Below are 25,966 nucleotides of genomic sequence, written 5' to 3' on the forward strand. Positions count from 1 at the left end.
ACGTTCCACGGAGGACCGCGATGTTGACGCCCAAGCAGCAGGAATTGCTGAGCTTCATTCAGACCCGACTGGACGAGGGCGGCGTATCGCCTTCGTTCGAGGAAATGAAGGACGCGCTCGACCTGCGCTCCAAATCAGGCATCCATCGCCTTATCAATGCGCTGGAAGAGCGCGGCTTCATCCGCCGCCTGCCCAACCGCGCCCGCGCGCTGGAAGTGCTCAAGCTGCCCGACGCGATGCACCGTGCGCCTACGCCGATCGTTCCGCCCAAGCCCAAGCTGGTGACGTCCGCGCCGATCCTGCCGATCGCGGCCAATGACGTGATCGAAATCCCGATGCACGGCCGGATCGCAGCCGGTGTCCCGATTGAGGCGATGGAAGGGCAGACCATGCTCTCCGTGCCGGCCGCCCTGCTCGGCGCGGGCGACCATTATGCGCTGGAAGTGTCCGGCGATTCGATGATGGAAGCCGGTATCCTCGACGGCGACTTCGCCCTGATCCAGCGCACCGATGTCGCCCGCGAAGGGCAGATCGTCGTCGCCCTGATCGACGAAGCCGAAGCCACGCTCAAATATTTCCGCCGGGAAGGCAGCCGGGTACGGCTGGACCCGGCCAATAGCGCCTATGAGCCGCAAATCTATGACCCCCGGCAGGTCCGCATTCAGGGCAAGCTGGCCGGGCTGCTGCGTCGCTATAATTAAGGCGTCGCCCTTCTCGGCTGCCCCTCTTTTGGCCGGGGCCTTGGGCGACTGATCCAGGGATGGGCATCGCCGGGCCGATGGACGGTGTGAACTTCGCCCCGTTCCAAACCGATCGACAGACCGCCGGTCCGCGCCAGCAACCGGCGGTCGATCTTCATCCAGCGCGGGCGGCACCAGCGTGGCAGGCCGCGATCGCTGACCACGATATCCGCTGTGGCGCAATCCCGGGCAAAATCTTGCCGGCCAATCAACACATCGCTGCGTGTGAACAGCAGTCGCCAGTTGCGTCCTTTGCCGTCTTTTAGCCGGACAGCGCAGAGATCCACGGAACAGCGCGCCGCCGGCAAGTCGGCAATCGCCGCCAGTTCGCCATCATAGCCGGCACTTTCCGACAGCACGTCGCGCACATAATCGCCTGCTCGATCGCGCAATATCGCCATGCCCTTTTCCGTCCGCACCGCCACATGGCGACCGTCTCCAGTCACCAAGATATCCGGTGGCGACGCAGCAAAGGTCACTGCCACAGCCATCAGGACAGCAGGCAGGCCTAGCCAGCGCCAGCGCGTTCGCCACAGCAGGCTCCAGAGCAGGCCGATCATCGCGATACCGAACAGGCCCGCCCCCATGGTCGGCGCCAGCAGACTGGCCATCGGGCTGGCCGACACGCCATGAGCCAGCAACAGCAGCAGGTTCAGCGCCTGCTCGGTCAGCCACCAGGCCGGCGCACCCAGCCCGGCCACATCCAGCAGCAGCGCCAGCGCCTCCAGCGGCATGACGACAAAGGTGGTGAGCGGAATGGCGATCAGATTGGCGAAGGCGCCCAGCAGGCCGGCCTTGTGGAAATGGAACAGCGCGATCGGCATCAGGGTCAATTCGACAGCGATGCCCGTCGCCAGCATCACCGCCAGATTTCGGGCCAGCTTACGCGCCCACGTTTCGTCCCGTGCGGCGGCAAAAGCCCGAAAGCGCGGATGCTCCGCCAGTGCCACCAATGCTGTCACCGCCGCGAAGCTCATCTGGAAACTCGGCCCCGTCAGCGCCTCCGGCCATAGCAGCAGCACGATCAGCGCGCCTGTCGCCACCAGCCGCAGCGTCACTGCGTCCCGCCCCATCGCCAGTCCGCCCAGCACCAGCAGTGCCGCGACGCAGGACCGCACCGTCGGCACCTCCGCTCCGGTCAGCAAGGTATAGCCGATCCCGGCCAGCGCCCCGCCCGCCGCCGCGATCAGCATCAGCGGCCAGCCCAGCGCCGCCCGCTGACTTAGGGCCATGATCCGCATCATCAGGAAGATGACGGCGCCGATCAGCGCCGTCACATGCAGCCCGCTGATCGACAACAGATGCGCCAGACCACTGCGCCGCATCGCCTCTGCATCGGCTTCGGGAATGGCGCCCTGATCTCCGGTAGCGAGCGCTGCTGCTATTCCTTCCGCAGGGCCATCGACCTGCTGCAATATATGGCCGAACAATCTTGTCCTCAACGGCGGGCCGTTTGTCGACGGTTCCAGCGCCTCGACCGGTTTCAGCGCCTTGCCGGTAGCCCCTATTCCCTGGAAATAGGCGCGCGCGGCAAAATCATAGCCCCCCGGCACGCTCGGCGGCGCAGGCGGCATGAGTCGCACCCGAAAGCGTAGCCGCGCGCCTTCTCCCAACCCAGCCGGCACATCCACATCGGCAATATTGACCCGCACCACAGCTGGCAGATCCGGCGCATCGACCGGACGCAGCATGACCCGTACCATCGCCTGCGCCGGCACCGGTCGCACCGCCGTCACGTCGGCCGTCATCTGCACGAAGCGCGCCCGCGCCAGCGGCGGCTGCCCCAGCAATACTGCCTTGCCCCACACCAGCAGGCACCCCATGCAAGCCAATATTGCGCCCGCGACAAGCATTCTTCGCAATCGCCCGCCGTCCGGGAGCAACACCCCGATGCAAGACAGCGCCAGCGCCACGCAACAAAAGGCCAGCCAGGCCATTGCATGCGGCAACAGGAACCATGCAGCAATGCCCGCGCCCAGCCCGATCGGCGCCCACAGGCCGATCTGTTCACGCTCGCATTCCAGCCAGCTTTCAATCGCTTCCAGCCCACTTCGAAACAGCGCCGCCAGCCTCCCACCAAGGGAGGTTTGTCGTGGCTCAAAAGCCGTGCTAGGGGGCGGCGCATCCATGGGTCAGCAAGGCGAATGTCAAAGAATATGACGGCAAGTGCAACGGGAATGAACAAGCCGGTGGTGACCCGTTTCGCCCCGTCCCCAACGGGGTTCCTCCACATTGGCGGCGCCCGCACCGCATTGTTCAACTGGCTGTTCGCACGCCACCATGGCGGCAAGTTCCTGCTCCGGGTCGAGGACACCGATCGCGCCCGCTCCACCGAGGAAGCCGTGGCCGCGATTTTCGACGGTCTGGAATGGCTGGGCCTGGGCGGCGACGAGCCGGCCGTGTTCCAGTTCGAACGCACCCCGCGCCATGCCGAAGTCGCCAACCAGTTGCTCGAAGCCGGTCATGCCTATCGCTGCTATGCCACGCCGGAAGAACTGGCGGAACTGCGCGAACAGCAGCGCGCCGCCAAGCAGCCGATGCGCTATGACGGCCGCTGGCGCGATCGCGCGCCGGAAGACGCGCCCGAAGGCGCGCCCTTCGTCATCCGCATCAAGGCACCCCGCGACGGCGAAACCGTGATCGAGGATGCCGTGCAGGGCCGCGTGGTCGTGCAGAATGCGGAACTGGACGACATGATCCTGCTCCGTTCGGACGGCACACCCACATATATGCTGGCCGTCGTGGTCGACGATCATGATATGGGCGTGACCCATGTCATTCGTGGCGACGATCACCTCAACAACGCCTTCCGTCAGCTCAGCATCATCAAGGCGATGAACTGGGAAGAGCCGGTCTACGCCCATATCCCGCTGATCCACGGTTCGGATGGCGCGAAACTGTCCAAGCGCCATGGCGCGTTGGGCGTTGATGCCTATCGCGACGAGATGGGGATGCTGCCCGAGGCTGTGCTCAACTATCTGCTGCGCCTCGGCTGGGGTCATGGCGACGAGGAAATCATCGCGATCGACCGGGCGATCGAACTGTTCGACATCATAGGCGTCGGCCGCTCGCCCTCGCGCTTCGACATCAAGAAGCTGGAAAATCTGAACGGCCATTATATCCGCGAAGCCGACGATGCGCGGCTGGCGACTTTGGTTGCGCCGCGGGTCGAACAGCGCCTTGAAATCGCTATATCGGATACCAATCTGAAGCTTCTGACCGAGGCGATGGCATCGCTGAAGCCCCGGGCAAAGAACCTTAATGAAATTGCGGAGGGAGCAGAATTTCTGTTCAAAAGTTGCCCGCTCGATTTTGACGAGAAGGCCACTGCTCTGCTAGACGACTCCGCGCGCGCGCTGCTCAACAAGACAGCCGACGCTCTCCAGCCCGTCCAGTCCTGGACGGTTGAAGCGATCGAAGACGTGATACGCCGCGTGGCAGAGGATGCCGGCCTGGGACTGGGCAAGGTGGCGCAACCGCTTCGTGCGGCGCTCACCGGTCGCACGACCTCGCCGGGCATTTTTGATGTCCTCTTCCTTCTGGGGAAAGAGGAGAGCTTGGAACGACTGGCCGCCGCAGGGCACGCAACGGCCGGTTGATGACGTACAAGGAGAAAAACATGTCGGATAACACAGCCAATTTGACCGTTGGGGGAGACAGCAAGGACTATGCCATCATGGATGGTACCGTTGGTCCGCAGGTCATCGACGTTCGCAAGCTCTACGCCAATACCGGCATGTTCACCTATGATCCGGGCTTCACCTCCACCGCCAGCTGTGAATCAGGCCTGACGTATATCGACGGTGATGCCGGCGTCCTCCTCCACCGCGGTTATCCGATCGGCCAGCTGGCCGAAGAATCCAGCTTCATGGAAGTCTGCTACCTGCTGCTGAACGGCGAACTGCCGTCGAAGAAGGAACTGGCGGACTTTACCAACACCATCACGCGTCACACCATGGTGCATGAGCAGCTGACCGCCTTCTTCCGCGGTTTCCGCCGCGATGCGCACCCGATGGCCATCATGGTCGGCGTGGTCGGCGCCCTGTCGGCCTTCTATCACGACTCGACCGACATCAACGATCCGGAACAGCGCCGCATTGCCAGCCATCGCCTGATCGCCAAGATGCCGACGATCGCCGCCATGGCTTACAAGTACAGCGTCGGCCAGCCCTTCGTCTATCCGCGCAACGACCTGTCCTACACCGCCAACTTCCTGCGCATGACATTCTCGGTCCCGGCGGAAGACTATATTCCCGACCCGGTGGTCGTGGATGCAATGGACAAGATCTTCATCCTCCATGCCGACCATGAGCAGAACGCATCGACCTCGACCGTGCGTCTCGCCGGTTCGTCGGGCGCCAATCCGTTCGCCTGCATCGCGGCCGGCATTGCCTGCCTTTGGGGTCCGGCGCATGGCGGCGCGAACGAAGCCGCGCTGAACATGCTGCGCGAAATCGGCACCGTCGACCGCATCCCGGAATATATCGCCCGCGCCAAGAACAAGGACGATCCGTTCCGCCTGATGGGCTTTGGCCACCGCGTGTACAAGAATTACGATCCGCGCGCGACCGTGATGCAGAAGACGGCGAAGGACGTGTTGGAGAAGCTGGGCGTCAACGATCCGATCTTCGACGTTGCGAAGGAACTGGAGCAGATCGCGCTCAACGATCCCTATTTCGTCGAAAAGAAGCTCTACCCCAATGTCGACTTCTATTCGGGCGTGATTCTGTCGGCCATCGGCTTCCCGACCGAAATGTTCACCGTGCTCTTCGCCCTCGCCCGCACCGTCGGCTGGGTGGCACAGTGGAACGAAATGATTTCGGACCCAGCACAGAAGATCGGCCGTCCGCGTCAGCTCTACACCGGCCCGACCGAGCGCGACTACGTGCCGGTGGACAAGCGCTAAGAGCGCCAAATCATCCCAATCAAAAGAAAACGGCGCCCAGATCGGGCGCCGTTTTCTTTTCTACAGGGTCAGGATGTTCAGTTGCCATCTGGCAGCGAGAGGATGAAGCGCGCGCCTTCGCCCGGCGCGCCACCAATGCAAATGTCGCCCTTCATCGCGCGCGCAAGCCGACGCGAGATATAAAGGCCAAGGCCGCTGCCGCTCGCATCGTCCCGGCCCAGTCGTTCGAATTTCTCGAAGATGCGCTCCCGGTCGGCGGGCGCAACGCCCGGCCCCTGGTCGATCACCGCGATGCGCGCCTGACCGCCTTCCCATTCGGTCGCGACGCGCACCTCGGTGCCTTCGGGTGAATAGCGAACGGCGTTGCCGATCAAATTGACCAATATCTGCAGGATACGGCGAAATTCACCGATCGCCGGCAAGGTTGCATCCGGGGTCGGGGCAATGATCGTGATATGTCGGTCGAGCGCCTTGACCGCCAGCAGGCCGGCCGCACGACGGCCCAGATCGGCCAGGTCCACATCTTCGGCGATGACGCTGAAATCCGCCCGGTCGATCGCCTGCAAATCGGCGAGGTCGTCGACCAATGCCATCAGATGCCGGCCTGCCGCCGCTATATCATTGGCATAGCCGGCATAATCGGGGCGTAGCGGCCCTTCCAACTGAGCACTGATCGTGTCGGCATTGGCGATGATCCGGCCCAGCGGCTGGCGCAGCGAGCGATCGAGCCGACGTCCGAACTCTGCCGGATAGATGGCTAGAGGCACATCTTCCACCAACGGCGCGGCCTGTGCCTTTTCCATCGGGAAAGCCGTGCCGCGATATCCCGTCAACTGGCCGGCATGGTCGAATATCGGGAAGGCAGAGAGGCGGAAACGACTGCTGCCATCACTCGCCAATATCGCCTGCTGGTCGCGGAAAGCTCGACGCTGGGCAAATCCACGCAGCATCGCCATGTCGCCATCGCTATCCGCTTCGAGCCGAAAATAGCTGGAAAACCGTGCGCCAGGCAGCGGCGGACTGGCTGGCAGAATGCCGCCATCACCGGCGCCTGCCAATACCATCTGGAACCGCAACTGCGTGTCGATCTGCCAGGTCCAGCCATCCGCCAGCGCCGCAATATCCGCATCGCGCCGTCCATCGTCGGGTGGCAGCGGCGCGGCCGGCCTTTCACGCCAGTCCACGATCGACAGGCTGACGCCCTGACCATCGGGTCTGGCGCGTACCCACATATCGATATCGCCACGTTGTGCCGCAGCCACCACCGGCCGCGATACCAGTACGCCAAGGCGCGCCGCCAGCCGGACGATGGCCACCAGTTGCGGGACCGCGAAGGCTTCTCCGAGATCAGCGCCGGCTTCCTGTTGCAGCGCGAGCAACGGCGCATCCGCGCTCAGCAGGCGGCCATCGGCGGATAAGGCTGCGCGAACGATGGCCAGGTGCGATGGCAGCGTCATGGGCCGGCCACCACGCGAAGATGATCGATTTTGGCGCGCAAGGCAGAAGACACCCGCAACGCGCTGATCGCCCCATCGGCTTGCGCTTCGGTGACGTGCTGATAGCGATCAGCCTCCGCCACGATCGCCACGTCCGACAGGATCGGCCTCACCGGGCGAAGCGCCAGCAGCAAGATGCGATAATCAGCCGCAGACCCACCCAGCGCACGGCACAGGACGGCCAGTTGCGACACCGGTCCCACGACCAGCATGTCGACCAGTTGACGGCTATCCATCCGCAGGCGCCGCGCCGCAACGGCGGCGAACAGCAGGAAACGGCGTTGCCCCAGCAAAGCTCCCAGCAATTCCGGCACATCGGCACGATCGCCCATCTGCCGTACCAGCCGATCCGCCTGTGCGATCGGGCAGGCCGCTTCATCATGATCGCGCAGCAGCGCCCATCCCGATCGGTCGAACGCGGCCAGCGACCGTTCGCCGCCATCGGCCATGGTCCTTTGCACCACGACATTGAGGCAGGCCGCCACCGTCCAGAGCAGATCGGCAAAATGCTCGGCCGGAAGGTCCGGTTTCATCGGTGCGTCTTCCCCGGCCAGCGCGAGCCAGCGCCCTTCCGCGAGCGCCAGCGCCGACATGGCCTCACCCAATTCAGGGTCGTCGGTGGATGGAACAAGGTCGCCCTGCCCCTCATCCAGTTGCTCCACATCGGCCTGCCCGAACTGTCGGAGGAGCAGGGTCACGCCTGCGCGCATTTGCATATGGGCCAGCAATTCGGGGCCAAGCAGCGTCGGTTGCGCGCAAACCATCGGCCAGGCGAGCGGTTCGGGCCAGCGATCCAGCGCAGCAGCCACATCGGATGCATGATCGAGCGACAGGCGCAGCGCCATTTCGATCGCCGCGATACAGCCGCCCAGATGGCGCCGGGTTTCGACGATCAGAGCATCCGGTCGCGCCTGTGCTTCATCCGGAAAGAAAAAAGCCAGATCAATGGCATGGCCAACGGGAACGGCCGACAGGCCCGCCATGGCACGCGCCATCGGCCGGTCGCTGGCCATGCCGGTAGGGGACGAATGGGCGCTCATGCCGATCAGCATAAACCCACGTCCTTAAAATGCACTAAACCCTGCCGGGTAAAATCACTTATTCCGGCTTGCGCAACAGCATCGCGCCCAGCGAAGCAATTGCCAGCAATATGGCGGTACGGAAGCCCTGCGCCATCATGCCAACCACCCCAGTCAGGATCAGCAGGAGCAGCGCCGTGCCGGGGGTGAAGATCATCCACGGCCGTGCCGCCCCGGTCCGTCCCCAGCGATCAGCCACCATGATGATACCGAGCAGCAAGGCCAGATCAGCCGCCATCGTCGTACCACCAGCGAAGACCATGCCGGCCAGCACTAAAACCGGCGCGCAGAAGGCCAGCCAGTTCATCAGCGGAGCGCGCAGTGCCAGATCCCCAAGCCGGTCGCTGATTTCCGACAGGAACAAGGCGACCATCATCAGAAGAAATCCGGTCAGCGGCCAGCCCAGTTCGATCGGCACCAGCGCGACGGCGCCCAGCGCAATCCCGGCGATCCGCACCTGCATCGCCGGAACCTGCATCCGCAACAGAGACGGGCTAGCGATTCGCGCGATCGGTGCCAGCAGATAATGTTCGAAGCCGCCGCGCCCCTGCGCATCCGCGGCACCGACGGCGGTCACGGATTGAGCCACCAAATCCGCCTGCGCCTGTGTTTCCACCAGTGCGACGCGCCCTTCCAGCAGGTCGTCCTGCGGCACGGTGATGCGTCGCGCGCCTTTTTGCACGGCGGTGCGGATCAGGGTGAGCGCCAGATCCCAGTCGCCAATCATATCAAGCGTGCCGAACAGCAGGTCCGGGCTGATTCGGGCCAGACCGGCCCAGCGCTGACCTGCATCGATCCGTTCGAACGGCGTGCTCGCCCGGCTATCGTCGGTCACCAGCATGATATTGCCGTCCGCCGCGCCAAGGGCATCGAAATGTCCCTGCGAAACGATGGCACCGTCCGCAACCAGCAATATGTCGCTGTCACGCGGCGCATCGCGCACCATCGACACCATGTCACGGACGAGGGCTACGGCGATTCCGTCGGCGCTCAGCCGATCCACCGCCTGCGACAGCGCCGGGGTGATGACGCTGACCAGGATCATGATGCGATCGGCGCCGGCATGCGCCGCTTGTCGCGCCTGATATTCCACCAGTGTCTGACCAGCGAAATAGAGGCTTGCGCGCAGACCCGGCGGCGAATCGCCCGATGTACGGCTGGCGCTGAGAATAGCGGCGAAACTCATATTGTTACGCTTGTGACCCGATTGTTGTTCGGCGACCTTTTCGCAAGGCCACGCGCTTCGCGCAAGCCGGGCCATGCGCCGAAACGGTCAGGCCTGATCCAGGCCCTGCAACGCCGCCTGCAAACGCTTCAGCACGCGCGGATCGCCCGGTGCGGCGGCAGCCGCTTCGTCGGCCAGTGCCATCAACGCCGTCAGGCCGAAACTGGCGGCAAGCCCCTTCAATCGCCACGCGGCCAATTCCCAATTGGCGTCGCAGCGCGCCCGTCCGAGAAGATCGACCTGCCGCGCAGCGCTTTCCAGAAAGGCGACACGCAGATCGGCGATCAACGCGCTATCGTCGCCGACGGCGGCTGCCAGAGCGGCATGAAGGGCGCCAGGATCATAGGACATGGGATAGACGCTATCGGGCTTGCGTTAAGTTTTGGTAACAGGGCATTTCCGCAGCCGGAAAAGATGATAGGATGAGGGCATGACAGGGGGCAGCACCATCGTCGAGTTCTGGCGAGACGAACAAACCGCGACCGGCAACGAGTCGCAGACGGACGATATTTTGCTTTTGAAACAGGCCGTTCTCGACATAGACGAGAGTGAAGCAACAGAGGGTGCCGATGAAGGCACGGTGAAACGGATACGCATCGCGCTTTCGGTGCTGGCGGTCGGCTGGATCGGCTTTGCCGGTTGGGCGATCGCGACCTCCGGTGATCTGGCGGCCGGTCCGTTCGCCTGGGCCAATGCGGTCGTTACCCTTGCCATTCCCCTTATCCTGCTGGCCGTCGCCTACCTCGTCCTCGTCCGCAACAGCCGTACCGAATCGCGTCGCTACCTCGACACAGCGCGCGCGCTGCGTACGGAGGCGGACCTGCTGGAACTGCGGCTCGGCCGGATCAGCACTCAGTTGGAAGCCGCCCGACAGGCGATGCAGGATCAGGCCGAACTGCTCGACAGCTATGGTGCCGCCGCCAGCAGCAATATGGAGGCGTCCGCCGAACTGATCGCGGGCCGTGCCCAGATCACCGCTGACAGGGCCGAAACCGCAGAGCGGGCCGCCATGGCCCTCGTTTCGCGCATGGATCAACTGATCGGATCGATCCTTGAACTGGAAGATCGCACCGGTCGCATGACCGCGCAGATGATGGACAATGGCCATGCGCTTGCCGAGCGGATCGACACGCTGGAAGCACGCCTGCATGCTCTGGGCGAACTGTCCGACGATGCGCGAGCGCGCACTTTGGCCGCGACCAAGAGCCTGGCAAGCCAGTTGACCCAGTTGCAGGAATCGACCCGCTCTGCCTCCGAAGAGGTGACCGGCATGGCCGATATTGCATCGGGCCGGATAGACGCCACCGCGCAGGGGGCACGGCAGGCGATGGAGCATAGCCGGCAAGATATCGAAGCGCACGCCGCTGCGCTGACGTCCATGATCGAAACAGTCCAAGGCAATATGGCAGACCGCGGCCAGCAGGTGCGCCGCACTCTGGCCGAAGAGCTTGACGCCACCGAAGCCGCCGTGCGTTCGCGGTTCGAAGGTGTCCAACGCACCGTACAAACCCTGCTGACGACCACGGACGATGCACTTACTCGTCGCGCCGAAGCGCTGGAAACACTCGTCGCCGCTGCTGAAAAGGGCATCGGTCAGGCAAGCGAAGATGCGCTGACCATCCTGGAACGCGACATGGAGGCGATGGAGACAGACCTGCGTCGTCGCCTCGACGCGGCGCTACAGCGTGCGCAGGAAACCCTGGCCATCACCGATGGCGGCCTGAACAACCAGACCGCGACGCTCGATGCGCTGATCGCCCGGTCGCGCGAAAGCCTGACCGCGATCGGCGACGAGACGGTCAACGGCCTCAGCGACACGATCGGCGATGTGGAAAGTCGCCTGCACCAGATCAACGATGTGATCGAAGGCCAGCGCAGCCTGATGACCAGCCTGCACGGCAGCCTGCTGGAAACCATCACAACCACCGAAGACCGTTTTGCCGCGTTGGAAGATAGCGCCTTGGCGCGCGGCGAGCGGCTGACCGGGGCGTTGATGCGCATGACGCTGGAAACCCAGCGGATCGACGCCGCACTGGCGGCTGGCGGCATGACGGCTGAAAAGCTGATCGGATGCGCGGAGACGCTGCTGGTTGCGCTGGATTCCAGTGTGCGCGAACTGGACGAGACCTATCCGCAGGCACTGGAGCGGTTCGACGCGCGCTTGCAACAGAGCCGCGCCTTGCTTGGCAGCACGACCCCGGAAATGGAGCGTCTGGAGGCGATTTCGGAAGCGCTGGTCGGGCGCACGGAAGAGGCCGAGGAAATGCTGCGGGGTCAGGGCAGTCGCCTGACCGAATGGCTGGAAAGCACGCAGGGCGGGCTGGAGGCCAACCGCGAACTGGTGGAACGGCTGCGCACCACGCTGGACGGCGCGCATCAGGATGCGACGCGCATCACCGAAGGTGCGGGGCCGCTGCTGGTGACCGCCCTGCTCCGGGTCAAGGACACGGCCGATCAGGCTGCCGAACGGGCGCGTCAGGCGCTGGGCCGGGCTATCCCCGACGCGGCGCAGCAACTGGCGGAGGCCAGCGACGAGGCATTGCAGGGCGTGATCGGCGAAAAGGTGACGGCGCAGATCGAACAGGTCGCGCGGGTGGCGGAAGAAGCGGTCAAGGCGGCCCATCAGGCATCCGAACGATTGACCCGCCAGTTGCTGACGATCGCCGATACCAGTGCCAGCGTCGAACAGCGCATCGAGGAAGCGGAGCGTGCCTCCGAAACCCGCGATCGCGATCATTTCGCACGGCGGTCCGCCTTGCTGATCGAATCGCTCAACAGTACGGCCATCGACGTCGCTAAACTCTTGTCCAACGATGTGACCGATTCGGCTTGGTCCGCCTATCTGAAGGGCGACCGCGGCGTCTTCACCCGCCGGGCGGTCAAACTGCTGGATGCCGGCGAATCCCGTGAAATCGCGCTTCATTATGATAATGACGCGGAGTTCCGCGATCATGTGAACCGTTATATCCACGATTTCGAAGCGATGCTGCGGATCATCCTGTCGGCACGCGATGGCAACGCGCTGGGCGTGGCCATTCTCTCGTCCGACATGGGCAAGCTCTATGTCGCGCTCGCCCAGGCGATCGAGCGGCTGCGGCAATAAGGTGGCGGTTCAGCCGATCAACCTGCGGAAATAGACCACCCGCTCGGTTTCGGCGAAACCGGCGGCTTGGTGGAAGGCATGGCTGGACAGATTGGCGATGTCGGCGTCCGATGCCATTTCAGTGCAGTCCTGTGCGTGGCCCCATTGAGCCACCGCGTCGATCAGAGTCCGAGCAACCCCTGCCCGCCGGGCGTCGGGCATGACGTAGAGTCCTTCGACAAACAGGACCGGACTGGTGTCACAGCCATTGACATAATCATGGCGTAGCGCAGCCTCGACAAAGCCGATGGCGACGCCTTGATCGTCCAGTGCAACAAAAGCCGCCATGGCCTCACCTGCTGCCAGCATGTCGGCAATCTCGTCTTGATGCTCATCAAGGCTGGCGTCGGGCCATAGCGCGATGCGCATGCGTGCCCAGGATTGCGCATGGATGGCAGCGGCGCGAACGATCCGCTGCGCCACCGCTTTCATCGCGCGATGTGATAGCCGGGCAGCATGTCCAGCGTCACCCAACCCTGGACATAATTGGCATAATATAGGGCGAACAGGATCGTCGCCAATATGGTGGCGCGCAGCATCACCACGGCTGGCCGGAAGTTGCTGGGGGCGCTGTCAGCCTGCCCCTTCAGCAGCACTTCGCCCGTTTCATTGGGTGTGCGAATGCCGAAGGGGAGCATGATGAAGGCGCTGATGACCCACATCAGAAAATAGATGGCGAAAATGGCGTACCAGTTCATTGCGCCTGTTTAGGCGCGAACGATCAGAACGTCCACTATCGGCTTCTTGCCGGTCCAGCGCGTTGCGGTACGGCGGACGGCGAGGCGCAGACGTTCGCGCAGCGCTTCCTCCTCCAGCGATCCCTTGGGGATGGCGGCGGCAGCTTCCTCGGCCGCTTCCGTCAGGAACGCCGCCTTGTCTTCCTCTACCGGCACGCCCTGCGTCCGCAGCGCCGGATCGCCGATCAGCTTGCCCTTGCGGTCGATTGCCACGGCAACGCTGATCTGGCCATGCAGGCCGAGCTTGCGCCGTTCGTTCATGGTAGAGCCGTCGGCGGGCAGGATTACGTCGCCGTCCAGGACCAAACGACCCGTTTCCTGATGGCCGATGATCTCCGGCGCACCGGGGGCCAGACGCAGCAGATCACCATTGGACTGGACCACCGCATGCGGGATGCCCGTAGCAATGCCCAGTCGCGCCTGCTCGGCCATATGACGCCGCTCGCCATGGACGGGCAGCAGGATGTCCGGCCGTATCCAGCGATACATGGCCTCCAGTTCGGGGCGGCCTGGATGACCCGAAACATGCACTTCGGCCTGACGATCGGTAATCATCAGGATATTCTTGGCAGCCAGCGCATTCTGGATACGCCCGATAGCGATTTCATTGCCGGGGATCTGCTTGGACGAGAAGACGACGGTATCGCCTTCCGTCAGCTTGATCGGATGGCTGTCGAACGCGATGCGCGACAGTGCGGCGCGCGCTTCGCCCTGACCGCCGGTGGCGATGATCATCACCTCGCTGCGCGGCAGGTCCATGACATCGTCCCAATCGACGGTCGGCGGGAAGTCCTTCAGATAGCCGGCCGCCTTTGCAGTCCCGATGATGCGGTCGAGCGAGCGCCCGGCGACGCACAGTTTGCGTCCGGTGGCGGCAGCAACCTCACCCAGCGTCTGCACGCGGGCGGCGTTGGAGGCAAAGGTGGTGACCAGCACGCGCCCCTTGGCGCCGGCAATCGCCTGCATCAGCCCTTCGCGCACGTCGCCTTCGGAACCGCTGGCCTTGTCGTTGAAGACATTGGTGCTGTCGCACACTAGCGCCAGCACGCCTTCATCGCCGATCGCCGTCAGTTCAGCCGGGGTGGACGGCTGGCCCAGCAAGGGCTGCTCGTCCAGTTTCCAGTCGCCGGTATGGAAGATACGGCCATGGGGCGTGTCTATCAGCACCGCATTGCCCTCCGGAATGGAATGGGCCAGCGGCACATAGCGGAAACCGAACGGGCCGAGATTGAAGCTGCCTTCATTCTCGATCACATGCAGCTTCACCTCCTTGCTGAGGCCCTCCTCTTCCAGCTTCAGCCGGATCAGGCCGGCGGTAAAGGGGGTGGCATAGAGCGGCACGCCAAGATCGGCGGCCAGATAGGGGATCGCGCCAATATGATCCTCATGCCCGTGGGTCAGCACGATCCCGAGCAGGTCGTCGCGCCGATCCTCGATAAAGCTGAGGTCGGGTAGTATCAGTTCCACGCCGGGATAATTGGGATCAGCAAAAGTAAGGCCGAGGTCGACCATGACCCACTTGCCCTGGCAGCCATATAGATTGACGTTCATGCCGATCTCACCGGACCCACCGAGGGCCAGGAAGATCAGTTCATCCTTGGGTGTCATTATGTTTTCAAACTCCGTTCGTGCAACAGCGCCAACCCCAAGATGGTGAGGTCCGGTGCGATCGCATCGAAAATATCGCTATTGTCATTGAAGAGGACAGCGAGCCCTCCAGTCGAAATTACCTTGGCAGGACGGCCGATCTCGGCGCGAATGCGCGTAACCAGCCCCTCCATCATCGCCACATAGCCCCAGAAGACACCGATCTGCATGGCATCCACCGTCGTGCGCCCGATGACAGACCGATTTTCCGGCGGTTCGATCGCAATCTTGGGCAGCTTGGCGGCGGCGGCTACCAGAGCATCCAGCGAAAGGTTGATGCCCGGTGCAATGATACCGCCTTTGTACGCACCGCTATAGTCGACCACGTCGAAGGTCGTCGCCGTACCAAAATCAATCACGATCAGATCGTCTTGGCAGAGATGGTGTGCGGCGATCGCATTTACAACTCTGTCCGCGCCGACCGATCCGGGCTCGGCCACATCCAGTTCGATCCCCCAGTCGACGGGCGCCTGCCCCGCAACCAGAGCCGTTGTATTGAAATATTTTTCGGCCAGAACCTGCAAATTGTGCAGCGCGCGCGGCACCACCGTGGCGATGATGACCGCTTCCACATCTGAGATGGCATAGCCTTCCAGTTGCAATAGCTGGTTCAGCCAGACGACATATTCGTCGGCCGTGCGCCGGGGATCGGTGGCGATGCGCCAGCGTGCCTTGATCTCGCGCCGGTCGAGCAGCGCGAAAACGACATTGGTGTTGCCCGCGTCGATCGCGAGAAGCATGGCCGGTCCCTCAGCTGAGAATGATATCGCCCGCGTGAATGGCACGGCTCTGCCCATTCGCCAAGCGCAGGATCAGCATGCCCTGACGATCGAGCGTGTCGAACGTCCCTTCCACTTCACCGCCATCAGGCTGAATGACGCGCATCACTGTACCGGTCGGATGGGCATTGAGCAGCCAATGGGTGCGGATGGGATCAAGTCCCTGTGCCCGCCAGATCGACAGCCAATACGCGAAAAGTTGCGCCAGTCGCTCGTAAAGCACGTCTGCCGTGGCATCGGTCGCGCCCTGTGTCGCCAGGCTAGTCACCGGACGATCCAGCCCGACCGGATGTCCGGTCACATTGATGCCGATGCCGACGACGATCGCGTCCCCTGCCCGCTCCAGCAATATGCCGGCGATCTTGGCGCCATCGACCAATATGTCATTGGGCCATTTGATCCGCGCCTGCCCCAAACAGAGCGGCGCGACCAGCGCATGAACCGCATTTCCGGCAACCAGCGCCAGCGTGTGCGGCAGCGGATCGCTTGATTGCAGCCGCACCAGCGTCGAGCAATAGAGATTGCCGTCGGGGCTTTCCCAGACGCGGCCCATGCGGCCCTTGCCTCCGGTCTGCCGGCCGGCGCGCAGCCAGCTACCCTCGGGCATGCCCTGTTCCACCAACGCCAGCATATCGGCGTTGGTGGAACCAGTTTCCTCGACGAAGCGAAGGAGTGTCAGAAGAGCGACGCCGCAGCGGCGGCGCTCGCCTGATCCAATACGGGGTTGAGCAGATAACCCAGCACAATCACCACGGCGCAGGCAGTCAGGATGATATTCTCGACCGGGCCACCCTTCGCCTCGAAGGCGACGGTCGGCTCATCGAAATACATCGTCTTGATGATCTTGAGATAGTAGAAAGCGCCGATCACCGACATGGCGATACCGAAGGCCGCCAGAGCCGTCAGGCCGGACGCAACAGCGGCATCGAAGACCAGGAACTTCGCCCAGAAACCGAAGAGCGGGGGGATACCAGCCATCGAGAACATGAAGATGGCGAGCGCCGCGGCGAGCCCCTTGCGCGACTGCGACAGGCCGGCGAGGCTGGCAATCGTCTCGACCGGCTTGCCGTCCGCGTCGCGCATTTGCAGGATGCAGGCGAAGCCGCCGATGGTCATGATGACATAGATCGCCATGTAGCTCATCGTCGCGGCTGCACCGGCGGGCGTGCCCGCGGCCAGGCCAATCAACGCGAAGCCGACATTGTTGATCGACGAATAGGCCATCAGGCGCTTGATGTTGGTCTGGCCGATGGCTGCGACCGCGCCGAACAGGATCGAGGCCAACGCAACGAAGATGACGACCTGCTGCCAGTCCAGCCCTGCCGGACCCAGCGCCTCGATCGCCACGCGGACGGTGAGGCCAATGGCCGCAACCTTGGGCGCGCTGGCGAAGAAGGTGGTGACGGGGGTCGGCGCGCCTTCATAAACGTCGGGCGTCCACATGTGGAACGGCACGGCACTGATCTTGAACGCGAGCCCTGCCAGCACGAACACCAGACCGAACAGTTCGCCCTTCGACACGCCGTCGCCCAGCGCCACGGCGATGCCGTCAAACGCGGTGCTGCCGGTGAAGCCATACAGGAGCGAGATACCGTAAAGCAGGATGCCGCTGGCCAGTGAGCCGAGCACGAAATATTTCAGGCCCGCTTCGGAAGACCGCACGTCCTGGCGCATGAAGCTGGCCAGCACGTAAGAGGCGAGGCTGTTCATTTCCAGGCCGACATAGAGCGTCAACATGTCGCCCGCCGATACCATCATGCCCATGCCGATGGCGGCAAACAGGATCAGCACCGGATATTCGGGCCGCGGATTGCCGCCGACCGAGAAGAAGCGCGGCGCGAGAAGGATGGCAGCAGCAGCAGCACCATAGATCAGGGCCTTGGCAAAGGCCGAGAAGGCGTCGGCGCGATACAGGCCGTCAAAGGCGTCGGGGCCGTGGGCCAGCGAGCAGGAGAGCGAAACGCCTGCGATCGCCAGCACGATCACCGACAACCAGTTGACGAGGCGGGCCGAGCCGTCGCCGCCAAAGGCCGCGACCAGCATCAGCGCAAGGCCACCCACCGTCAGGATGAGTTCCGGCACGACCGCCAGAAGGGAAGCGGTTTCAATCATCAGTGCGCCTCCCCGTGCGCGGATGCTTCTTCATGGTGCGCTTCGCCCGCAGGCTTGGGCGCGCCCATCTTGATCTTGGAATCTCCTGCGGGAGCCGCAGGGGCGAGGCGCGCTTCAAGCGCTTGGATGTCCGCGCGCATCGGGGCGAGGAAGCTCTCCGGATAGACGCCCATCCACAGGACGGCAGCGGCGATCGGTGCGAGCAGCCAAATTTCCCGGCCCGACAGGTCGGGCATGGCGGCGGCATCGGCATTGACCTGATCGCCGTAGCAGATGCGGCGATAGAGATAGAGCATATAGGCCGCACCAAGGATGATACCGGTGGTGCAGATCAGCGCTGCCCAGGTCGACACCTGATAAATGCCCATCAGCGACAGGAATTCGCCGACGAAGTTAGACGTACCCGGCAGACCCACCGATGCCATGGTAAACAGCAGGAACAGCACCGCATATTTCGGCATGTTGATGCTGAGGCCACCATAACGGGCAATCTCGCGGGTATGCAGGCGGTCATAGATGACGCCGACGCACAGGAACAACGCACCCGAAACAAGGCCGTGGCCCAGCATGACCATCATCGCACCTTCGATGCCCGCCTGATTGAAGGCGAACAGGCCGATAGTGACGATCGCCATGTGCGCGACCGACGAATAGGCGATCAGCTTCTTCATGTCCGACTGCACGAGCGCAACGAGGCTGGTGTAAACCACCGCAACCATCGACAGGCCCCAGACCATCGGCGCCAGCTGGGCCGAGGCTTCGGGGAACATCGGCAGCGAGAAGCGGATGAAGCCGTAACCGCCCATCTTCAGCAGCACGCCGGCCAGAATGACCGAACCGGCGGTCGGCGCCTGAACGTGCGCGTCGGGCAGCCAGGTGTGGACCGGCCACATTGGCATCTTCACCGCGAAGCTGGCGAAGAAGGCGAGGAACAGCCAGGTTTGGATATGCGGATCGAAATTATAGGCCATCAGGACCGGAATTTCGGTCGAGCCGGCTTCGTGGACCATCCACATCATCGCGATCAGCATCAGGACCGAGCCGAGCAGCGTGTAGAGGAAGAATTTGTACGAAGCGTAGATGCGGTCCGCGCCACCCCAGATGCCGATGATCAGATACATCGGGATCAGGCCGGCTTCGAACATGATGTAGAAGAGGTAGAGATCCTGGGCCGTGAAGACGCCGATCATCAGCACCTCCATGAACAGGAACGCCGCCATATATTCGCCAACGCGCTTGTTGATCGCGTTCCAGCTGGCGCCGATGCAGATCGGCATCAGGAAAACGGTCAGCGCGATCAGCATCAGGGCGATACCGTCGATACCCAGCGCCCAGGCGAAACGGCCGAAGATCGGCGCATATTCCTGGAACTGCCATTGCAGCCCGCCCTGGTCGAAATTCATCCACAGGACGATGCCCAGGACGAAATCGACCAGCGTCGCGATCAACGCGATCCAGCGCGCATTATTGGCGCCTGCGAAGAGACAGGCGATGGCCCCGGCCATCGGCACTGCCATCATCAGGGAAAGGATGGGGAAGCCGTCCATTATCGTGTCATCGCCCAGGTTGCAGCCGCGGCGAGCCCGATGAGCATCACCAGCGCGTAGGTGTAGAGGTAGCCGGACTGAAGCCGACGGGTGATCTTGTTGCCCTGCACGACCAGAGCAGCCAGCCCGTTGGGGCCGAAGCGGTCGATGAAGCCGACGTCACCGAACTTCCAGAAGAAGCGGCCGATGGCGAAGGCAGGCTTGACGAACAGGAAGTTGTACAGTTCGTCGAAGTACCACTTGTTCAGCAGGAACTGGTACAGGCCACCGAAGGTCGCGACGAAACGGCGCGGCCAGTCGGTATTCTTGATGTAGGCCAGCCAGGCAATGACCAGACCGGTCAGCATCACCGTGAACGGCGAGAATTTGACCCAGGTCGGCACCAGATGGGCTTCGTGCATCAGATGGCTGTCGAACGCGAGCGCGCCCTTCCAGAACTCGATGCCACCTTCCGGACCAATGAACTGGTCGTGGAAGACAAAGCCGGCGAAGACTGCGCCAAGGCTGAGCACCAGCAGCGGGATCAGCATGACCAGCGGGCTTTCATGCGGGTGATAGCCACCGGTGCCGTCGCCGGCATCATGCGCATGATGATCGTCATGACCATGGGCATCATGGGCATGCGCCGCATGATCGTCGTGACCGTGCGCATGATCGTCATGGCCATGGGCGTCATGCAGCGCGTGCTGGATATGCTCCGACTGGGTCCAGCGCGGCTTGCCGAAGAAGGTCAGGAAGACCAGGCGCCAGCTGTAGAAGCTGGTCAGCAGGGCCGCAAACACGCCCACCAGGAACGCGCCGGTGCCTGCACCGCCAGCGGCATAGGCCGCTTCGAGAATGCCATCCTTCGAATAGAAGCCGGCAAAGCCCACGCCGATGATCGGCAGGCCGACGCCGGTGATGGCGAGCGTACCCAGCGTCATCGTCCAGAAGGTGATCGGGATGCTCTTACGCAGGCCGCCATAGTAGCGCATGTCCTGCTCATGGTGCATCGCGTGAATGACCGAGCCGGCACCCAGGAACAGCAGCGCCTTGAAGAAAGCGTGCGTGAACAGGTGGAACATCGCCGCGCCATAAGCGCCGACGCCGGCCGCGAAGAACATATAGCCCAGCTGCGAACAGGTCGAATAGGCGATGACGCGCTTGATGTCCGTCTGCACCGTGCCAACGGTCGCGGCGAACAGGCAGGTCGCGGCACCGACATAGGTGACGACGGTCAGCGCCGTTTCCGACGTTTCGAACATCGGCGACAGGCGGCAGACCATGAAAACGCCAGCGGTCACCATGGTGGCCGCGTGGATCAGCGCCGACACGGGGGTCGGGCCTTCCATCGCGTCCGGCAACCAGGTGTGCAGGCCAAGCTGCGCCGACTTGCCCATGGCACCGACGAACAGCAGCAGGCAAAGCACGGTCATGGTGTCGAAACGATGGCCGAGGAAACCGATGGTCGAACCGGCCATCGAAGGCGCTGCGGCCAGGATTTCCGGGATCGAGATGGTGTTGAACACCAGATAGGTGCCAAAAATACCCATCATGAAGCCAAGGTCGCCGACGCGGTTGACGACGAACGCCTTGATCGCGGCTGCGTTGGCACTGGGCTTACGGAACCAGAAACCGATCAGCAGGTAGGAGGCCAGACCTACGCCTTCCCAGCCGAAGAACATCTGCAGCAGATTGTTCGCGGTCACGAGCATCAGCATCGCGAAGGTGAAGAGCGACAGATAGGCGAAGAAGCGCGGCTGATCCGGCTCTTCGTCCATATAGCCCCAGCTATAGAGGTGGACGAGGCTCGACACGCTGGTGATGACCACCAGCATGACCGCCGTCATCGTGTCGACGCGCAGCGCCCACTGGGCATCGAAGCTGCCGCTTTCGATCCAGGTGAACAGCGGCGTCACCGACGCTTCGGCATGGCCGAGCAGGAAGGGAATGAAGATCGTCCAGCTCATCGCGCAGGCTGCGAACAGCGCGCCGGTGGTGACGATCTTTGCGGGCAGCTTGCCAAGGGCCTTGTTACCAAGGCCCGCGATGGCAGCCGCCAGCAGCGGAAGAAGAACTATGAACTGGATCATGGGGTCAGTCTCAGCCCTTCATCCGGTTGACATCGTCGACGGCGATGGTGCCGCGACCACGGAAGTAAATGACGAGGATGGCGAGGCCGATGGCCGCTTCACCCGCCGCGACGGTCAGCACGAACATCGAGAAGACCTGCCCCACCAGATCGCCCAGGAAGGCGCTGAAGGCGACAAGGTTGATGTTCACGCTGAGGAGGATCAGCTCGATTGCCATCAGGATGATGATGACATTCTTGCGGTTGATGAAGATGCCCAGCACCCCCATCACGAAGAGGATGGCGCTGACCACCATATAATGTTGAAGGCCGATCACAGCTCCACCCCCTGCCCGACGGGCTGATTGATGTTACGCGTCGCATCCTGCGGACGGCGACGGTTCTGCTTGGCGACATTCTGGCCCTTCACGCCGCCACGGGCACGGTGGGTCAGGACGATCGCGCCGATCATGGCGACCAGCAGGACGATGCCCGCCGCTTCGAACAGGAAGATGTAGCGGGTATAGAGAAGCCCGCCGATCGCCTGAATGTTCGACAGTTCGGGGTTGGTCGGAGCGGCACGCTGCGCCAGCTCGATAGGGCCAGCACTCCACAGGCCGATGCCGAGGATGATTTCCGCCAGCAGCACCAGCGCGATGAGCAGGCCGAAGGGCAGATAATCCACGAAGCCGGCCCGCAGTTCGGCGAAGTCGATGTCGAGCATCATGACGACGAACAGGAACAGCACCGCGACCGCACCGACATAGACGATGACAAGCAGCATCGCGATGAATTCGGCGCCGAGCAGGATCATCAGACCGGCCGCGTTGAAGAAGGCCAGGATCAGCCAGAGGACCGAATGGACCGGGTTGCGCGACAATATCGTGAGCGCGCCGCTGCTCACCACCAGAATGGCGAACAAATAAAAGGCGATAACGTGGATCACAGGATCATATTCCCCTTGATGCCGGCGGCTTAACGATAGGGTGCGTCGGCGGCAAGGTTCGCGGCAATCGCCCGCTCCCACTTGTCGCCGTTTTCGAGGAGCTTGGCCTTGTCGTAGATCAGCTCTTCGCGGGTTTCGGTCGCGAACTCGAAGTTCGGGCCTTCCACGACCGCATCCACCGGGCAGGCTTCCTGACAGAAGCCGCAATAGATGCACTTGGTCATGTCGATGTCGTAGCGCGTGGTGCGGCGGCTGCCATCGTCGCGCGGCTGCGCCTCGATGGTGATCGCCTGCGCCGGACAAATGGCCTCGCACAGCTTGCACGCGATGCAGCGTTCTTCCCCGTTGGGATAACGACGCAGCGCATGTTCACCACGGAAACGCGGCGAAATCGGGTTCTTCTCGTACGGGTAGTTGATCGTCGCCTTGGGCTTGAAGAAATACTTCAAGGTCAGCCAGTGCGCCTTCACGAACTCCCAGAGGGTGAAGCTTTTGACGTAATAGCCAAGGCTCATGTCACGAATACCTTGTCAGCATGAGGAAGCCCGAAACCAGGAAGACGAACAACAGCGAGGTCGGCAGGAAGATTTTCCAGCCCAGCCGCATCAGCTGGTCATACCGGTAACGGGGCACCGTCGCCTTCACCCAGGAGAAGACGAAGAAGAAGAAGAGGATCTTGGCGAACAGCCAGAGGATGCCCGGCACATAATAGAGCGGCGCCCAGTCGACTGGAGGCAGATAGCCGCCCCAGAAGAGGATCGCATTCAATGCGCACATCAGGATGACGTTCGCATATTCGCCCAGCCAGAACAGCGCGAAGGCCATCGACGAATATTCGGTCTGATAACCCGCGACGAGTTCGCTTTCCGCTTCGGTAAGGTCGAACGGTGCGCGCGCCGTTTCCGCCATGGCCGAAATCAGGAACATGATCGCCATCGGGAACAGCAGCGGGTTGAAGCCGTTGCCGTTCAGGAAACCATAATAGGCCTTCTGGCTTTCCACGATCTGCGTCAGGTTGAAGCTGCCCGCCCACAGGACGACGGTGATCAGGATGAAACCGATCGAGACTTCATAGGAAATCATCTGCGCCGACGCGCGGATCGCCGAGTAGAAGGGATATTTTGAGTTGGACGCCCAGCCCGACAGCACCACGCCGTACACGCCCAGCGAACTGATCGCGAGAATGTAGAGCAGGCCGACATTGATGTTGGCCAGCACCACGCCCACCTGGAACGGCACGACAGCCCAGGCCATCAGCGCGACGGTGAAGGTGATGATCGGTGCGATCAGGAACAACGCCTTGTTCGATGCCGACGGAACGATGGTTTCCTGAAGGAAAACCTTGAGGCCATCCGCGAAGGACTGGAGCAGACCGAAGGGACCGACGACGTTGGGGCCACGGCGCAGCGCCATGGCAGCCCAGATCTTGCGGTCGGCATAGATGATCATAGCAACGGCCAGCATGACCGGCAGACAGATCACCAAGATACCGATGACGGTAGAAAGCAGCCAGGCGCCTTCGAAAGGCAGGCCAAGGCCTTGGAAGAAAGCGGTCACTCTGCGGCCTCCGCATACTCAACGCCATGGATCAGCTCGGCCGAGCATTGCTGCATCGTCGGGCTGGCACGGCAGATGGCGTTGGTGAGGTAGAAATCCTTGATCGGCGAACCCAGCTCACCGGTTGCACCGGTCGGCAGCGACGGGACCGACCAACCATAGTCGGCGATACCTTCGACACCCAGAGCAGGAACCGCCCTGACCATTTCGGCGCGCAACGCGTCGAAGCTGTCGAACGGCAGCTTGGCACCCAGCGCTTCCGACAGGGCACGAAGGATCGACCAGTCTTCGCGGGCATCGCCCGGCGCGAACACAGCCTTTTCACCGAACTGCACACGGCCTTCGAGATTGACGTAGGTGCCAGCCTTTTCGGCATAGCTTGCGCCCGGCAGGATCACGTCGGCCGCGTGCGCGCCCTTGTCGCCATGATGGCCGACATAGACCTTGAAGCTGCTACCGAATGCCGAATAGTCGACCTCGTCCGCACCCAGCAAGAAGAGCAGCTTGGGCGCGGCTTCCGCCACAGCCTTGATACCGCCCTTGGTCGCATAGCCCAGCATCAGGCCACCCATGCGCGCGGCCGCGAAGTGCAGGACGTTATAGCCGTTCCAGCCATCCTTCACGAGGCCCAGCGTTTCGACAAGCGCCAGCGTGTCGCCATGCGCGCCGTCCTTGGCCAGCACGCCACCGCCGACGATCATCGCCGGACGGGTAGCGCCCTTGAAGGTTTCGAGCACGGCTTCCGGCAGCTTGGCCAGCAGCGAGGCGTCATTGCCCAGCCATTCGACCTTGTAGGTCAGATCAAACTCGGGACCGACGGCGAAGACCTTCGCGCCCTTCTTGATCGCCTTGCGGATGCGGGTGTTCACCAGCGGCGCTTCCCAGCGCAGGTTGGTGCCGACCAGCAGGATGACATCAGCGGTTTCGAGGTCAGCCAGCGGCGTGTTGAACACGACCGACGACAGGCTCGACACATCATAGGACAGGCCGGTCTGGCGACCTTCCAGCATCGTGCCGCCCAGCTTTTCGACCAGCGCCTTGCCAGCGAACATGGTTTCGCAATCGAGCAGGTCGCCGGCGATCGCCGCGACGCTGCCGCCATGCTGGACAGCCGCGACGGCGGCGAAGGCTTCCGCCCAGGTCGCCGGAACCAGCTTGCCATCCTTGCGGACGAACGGCTTGTCGAGGCGCTTGCGAACCAGACCGTCGACATTGTGCCGGGTCTTGTCGCTTGCCCACTCCTCGTTCACGTCGTCATTGATGCGCGGCACGGCGCGCAGCACCTGACGGCCACGGCTGTCGAGGCGAATGTTGGTGCCGAGCGCGTCCATCACGTCGATCGCATGGGTCTTCTTGAGTTCCCACGGACGCGCTTCGAAGGCGTAGGGCTTGGCGGTCAGCGCGCCGACCGGGCAGAGGTCGACCACATTGCCCGACAGCTCGCTCTTGGCGGCATGTTCGAGATAGGTGGTGATCTGCATATTTTCGCCGCGATAGATGGCACCGATTTCCGGCACGCCCGCGACTTCCTCTGCAAAGCGCACGCAACGGGTGCACTGGATGCAACGGGTCATGACCGTCTTGACGATCGGACCCATATTCTTCTCGGTCACGGCGCGCTTGTTTTCGTCATAGCGCGACGAACCACGGCCATAGGCGACCGACTGGTCCTGAAGATCGCATTCGCCGCCCTGATCGCAGATCGGGCAATCGAGCGGGTGGTTGATGAGCAGGAACTCCATCACCCCTTCGCGGGCCTTCTTGACCATTTCGCTGTTGGTGCGGATTTCCTGACCTTCGGTGGCCGGCAGCGCGCACGAAGCCTGCGGCTTGGGCGGTCCGGGCTTCACCTCGACCAGGCACATGCGGCAATTGCCCGCGATGGAAAGGCGCTCATGATAGCAGAAACGGGGGATTTCCTTCCCCGCCTGCTCGCAAGCCTGAAGAACGGTTGCGCCTGCCGGCACTTCCAGTTCTACGCCGTCTACTTTGACCTTCGGCAT

Annotated in this window: 22 protein-coding genes; 4 read left to right on the forward strand and 18 right to left on the reverse strand. The window is 62.9% G+C overall.

What is annotated here, in order from left to right; translation table 11 throughout:
• Positions 1-20: 20 nt before the first annotated feature.
• On the forward strand, positions 21-701 hold the full coding sequence (lexA, locus tag ACNHGR_RS06150) for a transcriptional repressor LexA (protein WP_475284721.1): 681 nt from the start codon (positions 21-23) through the stop codon (positions 699-701).
• On the opposite strand, the gene ACNHGR_RS06155 is transcribed toward lexA, so the two are convergent.
• Positions 698-2,869 carry a ComEC/Rec2 family competence protein gene (locus tag ACNHGR_RS06155; protein ID WP_475284723.1) on the reverse strand — a complete coding sequence of 724 codons (2,172 nt, stop codon included), beginning with the start codon at positions 2,867-2,869 and terminating at the stop codon, positions 698-700. The genes lexA and ACNHGR_RS06155 overlap by 4 nt on opposite strands.
• 48 nt (positions 2,870-2,917) lie before the next feature.
• Here ACNHGR_RS06155 and gltX point away from each other — a divergent pair, with 48 nt between their 5' ends.
• Entirely contained in the window at positions 2,918-4,339 is a 1,422-nt protein-coding gene (gene gltX / locus ACNHGR_RS06160; protein ID WP_475288342.1) for a glutamate--tRNA ligase, read from the forward strand.
• Positions 4,340-4,359: 20 nt separating this feature from the next.
• Positions 4,360-5,646 (forward strand): citrate synthase, encoded by a 1,287-nt coding sequence (gltA, locus tag ACNHGR_RS06165; protein ID WP_184265068.1) that lies wholly within the window; start codon positions 4,360-4,362, stop codon positions 5,644-5,646.
• Between the two features lie 77 nt (positions 5,647-5,723).
• Here the strand turns inward: gltA and ACNHGR_RS06170 are convergent, their stop codons facing one another.
• The 4 genes from ACNHGR_RS06170 to ACNHGR_RS06185 all read right to left on the reverse strand — a co-directional run bounded on the left by ACNHGR_RS06170 (position 5,724) and on the right by ACNHGR_RS06185 (position 9,797).
• Positions 5,724-7,103, reverse strand: a complete 1,380-nt coding sequence (locus ACNHGR_RS06170) for a sensor histidine kinase (protein WP_475284725.1) — start codon at positions 7,101-7,103, stop codon at positions 5,724-5,726.
• On the reverse strand, positions 7,100-8,194 hold the full coding sequence (locus tag ACNHGR_RS06175) for a DUF2336 domain-containing protein (RefSeq protein WP_475284727.1): 1,095 nt from the start codon (positions 8,192-8,194) through the stop codon (positions 7,100-7,102). The genes ACNHGR_RS06170 and ACNHGR_RS06175 overlap by 4 nt, the downstream gene beginning before the upstream one ends.
• 46 nt (positions 8,195-8,240) lie before the next feature.
• Complete coding sequence (locus tag ACNHGR_RS06180; protein WP_475284728.1) at positions 8,241-9,407, reverse strand: hypothetical protein; 1,167 nt, start codon at positions 9,405-9,407, stop codon at positions 8,241-8,243.
• An 87-nt stretch (positions 9,408-9,494) separates the two neighbouring features.
• Entirely contained in the window at positions 9,495-9,797 is a 303-nt protein-coding gene (locus ACNHGR_RS06185) for an Hpt domain-containing protein (RefSeq protein WP_184265073.1), read from the reverse strand.
• 79 nt (positions 9,798-9,876) lie between these two features.
• Here ACNHGR_RS06185 and ACNHGR_RS06190 point away from each other — a divergent pair, with 79 nt between their 5' ends.
• Positions 9,877-12,549 carry a coiled-coil domain-containing protein gene (locus tag ACNHGR_RS06190; protein WP_475284730.1) on the forward strand — a complete coding sequence of 891 codons (2,673 nt, stop codon included), beginning with the start codon at positions 9,877-9,879 and terminating at the stop codon, positions 12,547-12,549.
• Positions 12,550-12,558: 9 nt separating this feature from the next.
• Here ACNHGR_RS06190 and aac(6') read toward each other — a convergent pair whose 3' ends face one another.
• The 13 genes from aac(6') to nuoG are packed head-to-tail and all read right to left on the reverse strand — an operon-like array spanning position 12,559 to position 25,966.
• Positions 12,559-13,020, reverse strand: coding sequence for an aminoglycoside 6'-N-acetyltransferase (gene aac(6'), locus ACNHGR_RS06195; RefSeq protein WP_475284732.1), 462 nt, complete (start codon positions 13,018-13,020; stop codon positions 12,559-12,561).
• On the reverse strand, positions 13,017-13,286 hold the full coding sequence (locus ACNHGR_RS06200) for a DUF1467 family protein (protein ID WP_475284734.1): 270 nt from the start codon (positions 13,284-13,286) through the stop codon (positions 13,017-13,019). Before ACNHGR_RS06200 ends, aac(6') begins: the two co-directional genes overlap by 4 nt.
• 9 nt (positions 13,287-13,295) lie before the next feature.
• The gene (locus tag ACNHGR_RS06205; RefSeq protein ID WP_184265081.1) at positions 13,296-14,933 is read right to left on the reverse strand and encodes a ribonuclease J; all 1,638 of its coding nucleotides are present in this window, start codon (positions 14,931-14,933) and stop codon (positions 13,296-13,298) included.
• Complete coding sequence (locus tag ACNHGR_RS06210) at positions 14,933-15,712, reverse strand: type III pantothenate kinase (RefSeq protein WP_184265083.1); 780 nt, start codon at positions 15,710-15,712, stop codon at positions 14,933-14,935. Before ACNHGR_RS06210 ends, ACNHGR_RS06205 begins: the two co-directional genes overlap by 1 nt.
• A gap of 10 nt (positions 15,713-15,722) precedes the next feature.
• Complete coding sequence (locus tag ACNHGR_RS06215; protein WP_475288343.1) at positions 15,723-16,430, reverse strand: biotin--[acetyl-CoA-carboxylase] ligase; 708 nt, start codon at positions 16,428-16,430, stop codon at positions 15,723-15,725.
• The gene (gene nuoN / locus ACNHGR_RS06220) at positions 16,427-17,863 is read right to left on the reverse strand and encodes an NADH-quinone oxidoreductase subunit NuoN (RefSeq protein ID WP_475284736.1); all 1,437 of its coding nucleotides are present in this window, start codon (positions 17,861-17,863) and stop codon (positions 16,427-16,429) included. The genes ACNHGR_RS06215 and nuoN overlap by 4 nt, the downstream gene beginning before the upstream one ends.
• Positions 17,863-19,410 (reverse strand): NADH-quinone oxidoreductase subunit M, encoded by a 1,548-nt coding sequence (locus ACNHGR_RS06225; protein ID WP_184265087.1) that lies wholly within the window; start codon positions 19,408-19,410, stop codon positions 17,863-17,865. Before ACNHGR_RS06225 ends, nuoN begins: the two co-directional genes overlap by 1 nt.
• On the reverse strand, positions 19,410-21,482 hold the full coding sequence (nuoL, locus tag ACNHGR_RS06230; RefSeq protein WP_184265089.1) for an NADH-quinone oxidoreductase subunit L: 2,073 nt from the start codon (positions 21,480-21,482) through the stop codon (positions 19,410-19,412). The genes ACNHGR_RS06225 and nuoL overlap by 1 nt, the downstream gene beginning before the upstream one ends.
• 10 nt (positions 21,483-21,492) lie before the next feature.
• Positions 21,493-21,798, reverse strand: coding sequence for an NADH-quinone oxidoreductase subunit NuoK (gene nuoK / locus ACNHGR_RS06235; RefSeq protein WP_004211745.1), 306 nt, complete (start codon positions 21,796-21,798; stop codon positions 21,493-21,495).
• Complete coding sequence (locus tag ACNHGR_RS06240; RefSeq protein ID WP_184265091.1) at positions 21,795-22,406, reverse strand: NADH-quinone oxidoreductase subunit J; 612 nt, start codon at positions 22,404-22,406, stop codon at positions 21,795-21,797. The genes nuoK and ACNHGR_RS06240 overlap by 4 nt, the downstream gene beginning before the upstream one ends.
• Positions 22,407-22,435: 29 nt before the next feature.
• Complete coding sequence (gene nuoI, locus ACNHGR_RS06245; protein ID WP_056689625.1) at positions 22,436-22,921, reverse strand: NADH-quinone oxidoreductase subunit NuoI; 486 nt, start codon at positions 22,919-22,921, stop codon at positions 22,436-22,438.
• A 1-nt stretch (position 22,922) separates the two neighbouring features.
• Entirely contained in the window at positions 22,923-23,963 is a 1,041-nt protein-coding gene (gene nuoH, locus ACNHGR_RS06250) for an NADH-quinone oxidoreductase subunit NuoH (RefSeq protein ID WP_184265093.1), read from the reverse strand.
• The gene (gene nuoG, locus ACNHGR_RS06255) at positions 23,960-25,966 is read right to left on the reverse strand and encodes an NADH-quinone oxidoreductase subunit NuoG (protein WP_475284741.1); all 2,007 of its coding nucleotides are present in this window, start codon (positions 25,964-25,966) and stop codon (positions 23,960-23,962) included. The genes nuoH and nuoG overlap by 4 nt, the downstream gene beginning before the upstream one ends.

The organism is Sphingobium sp. RS1, from assembly GCF_056156825.1.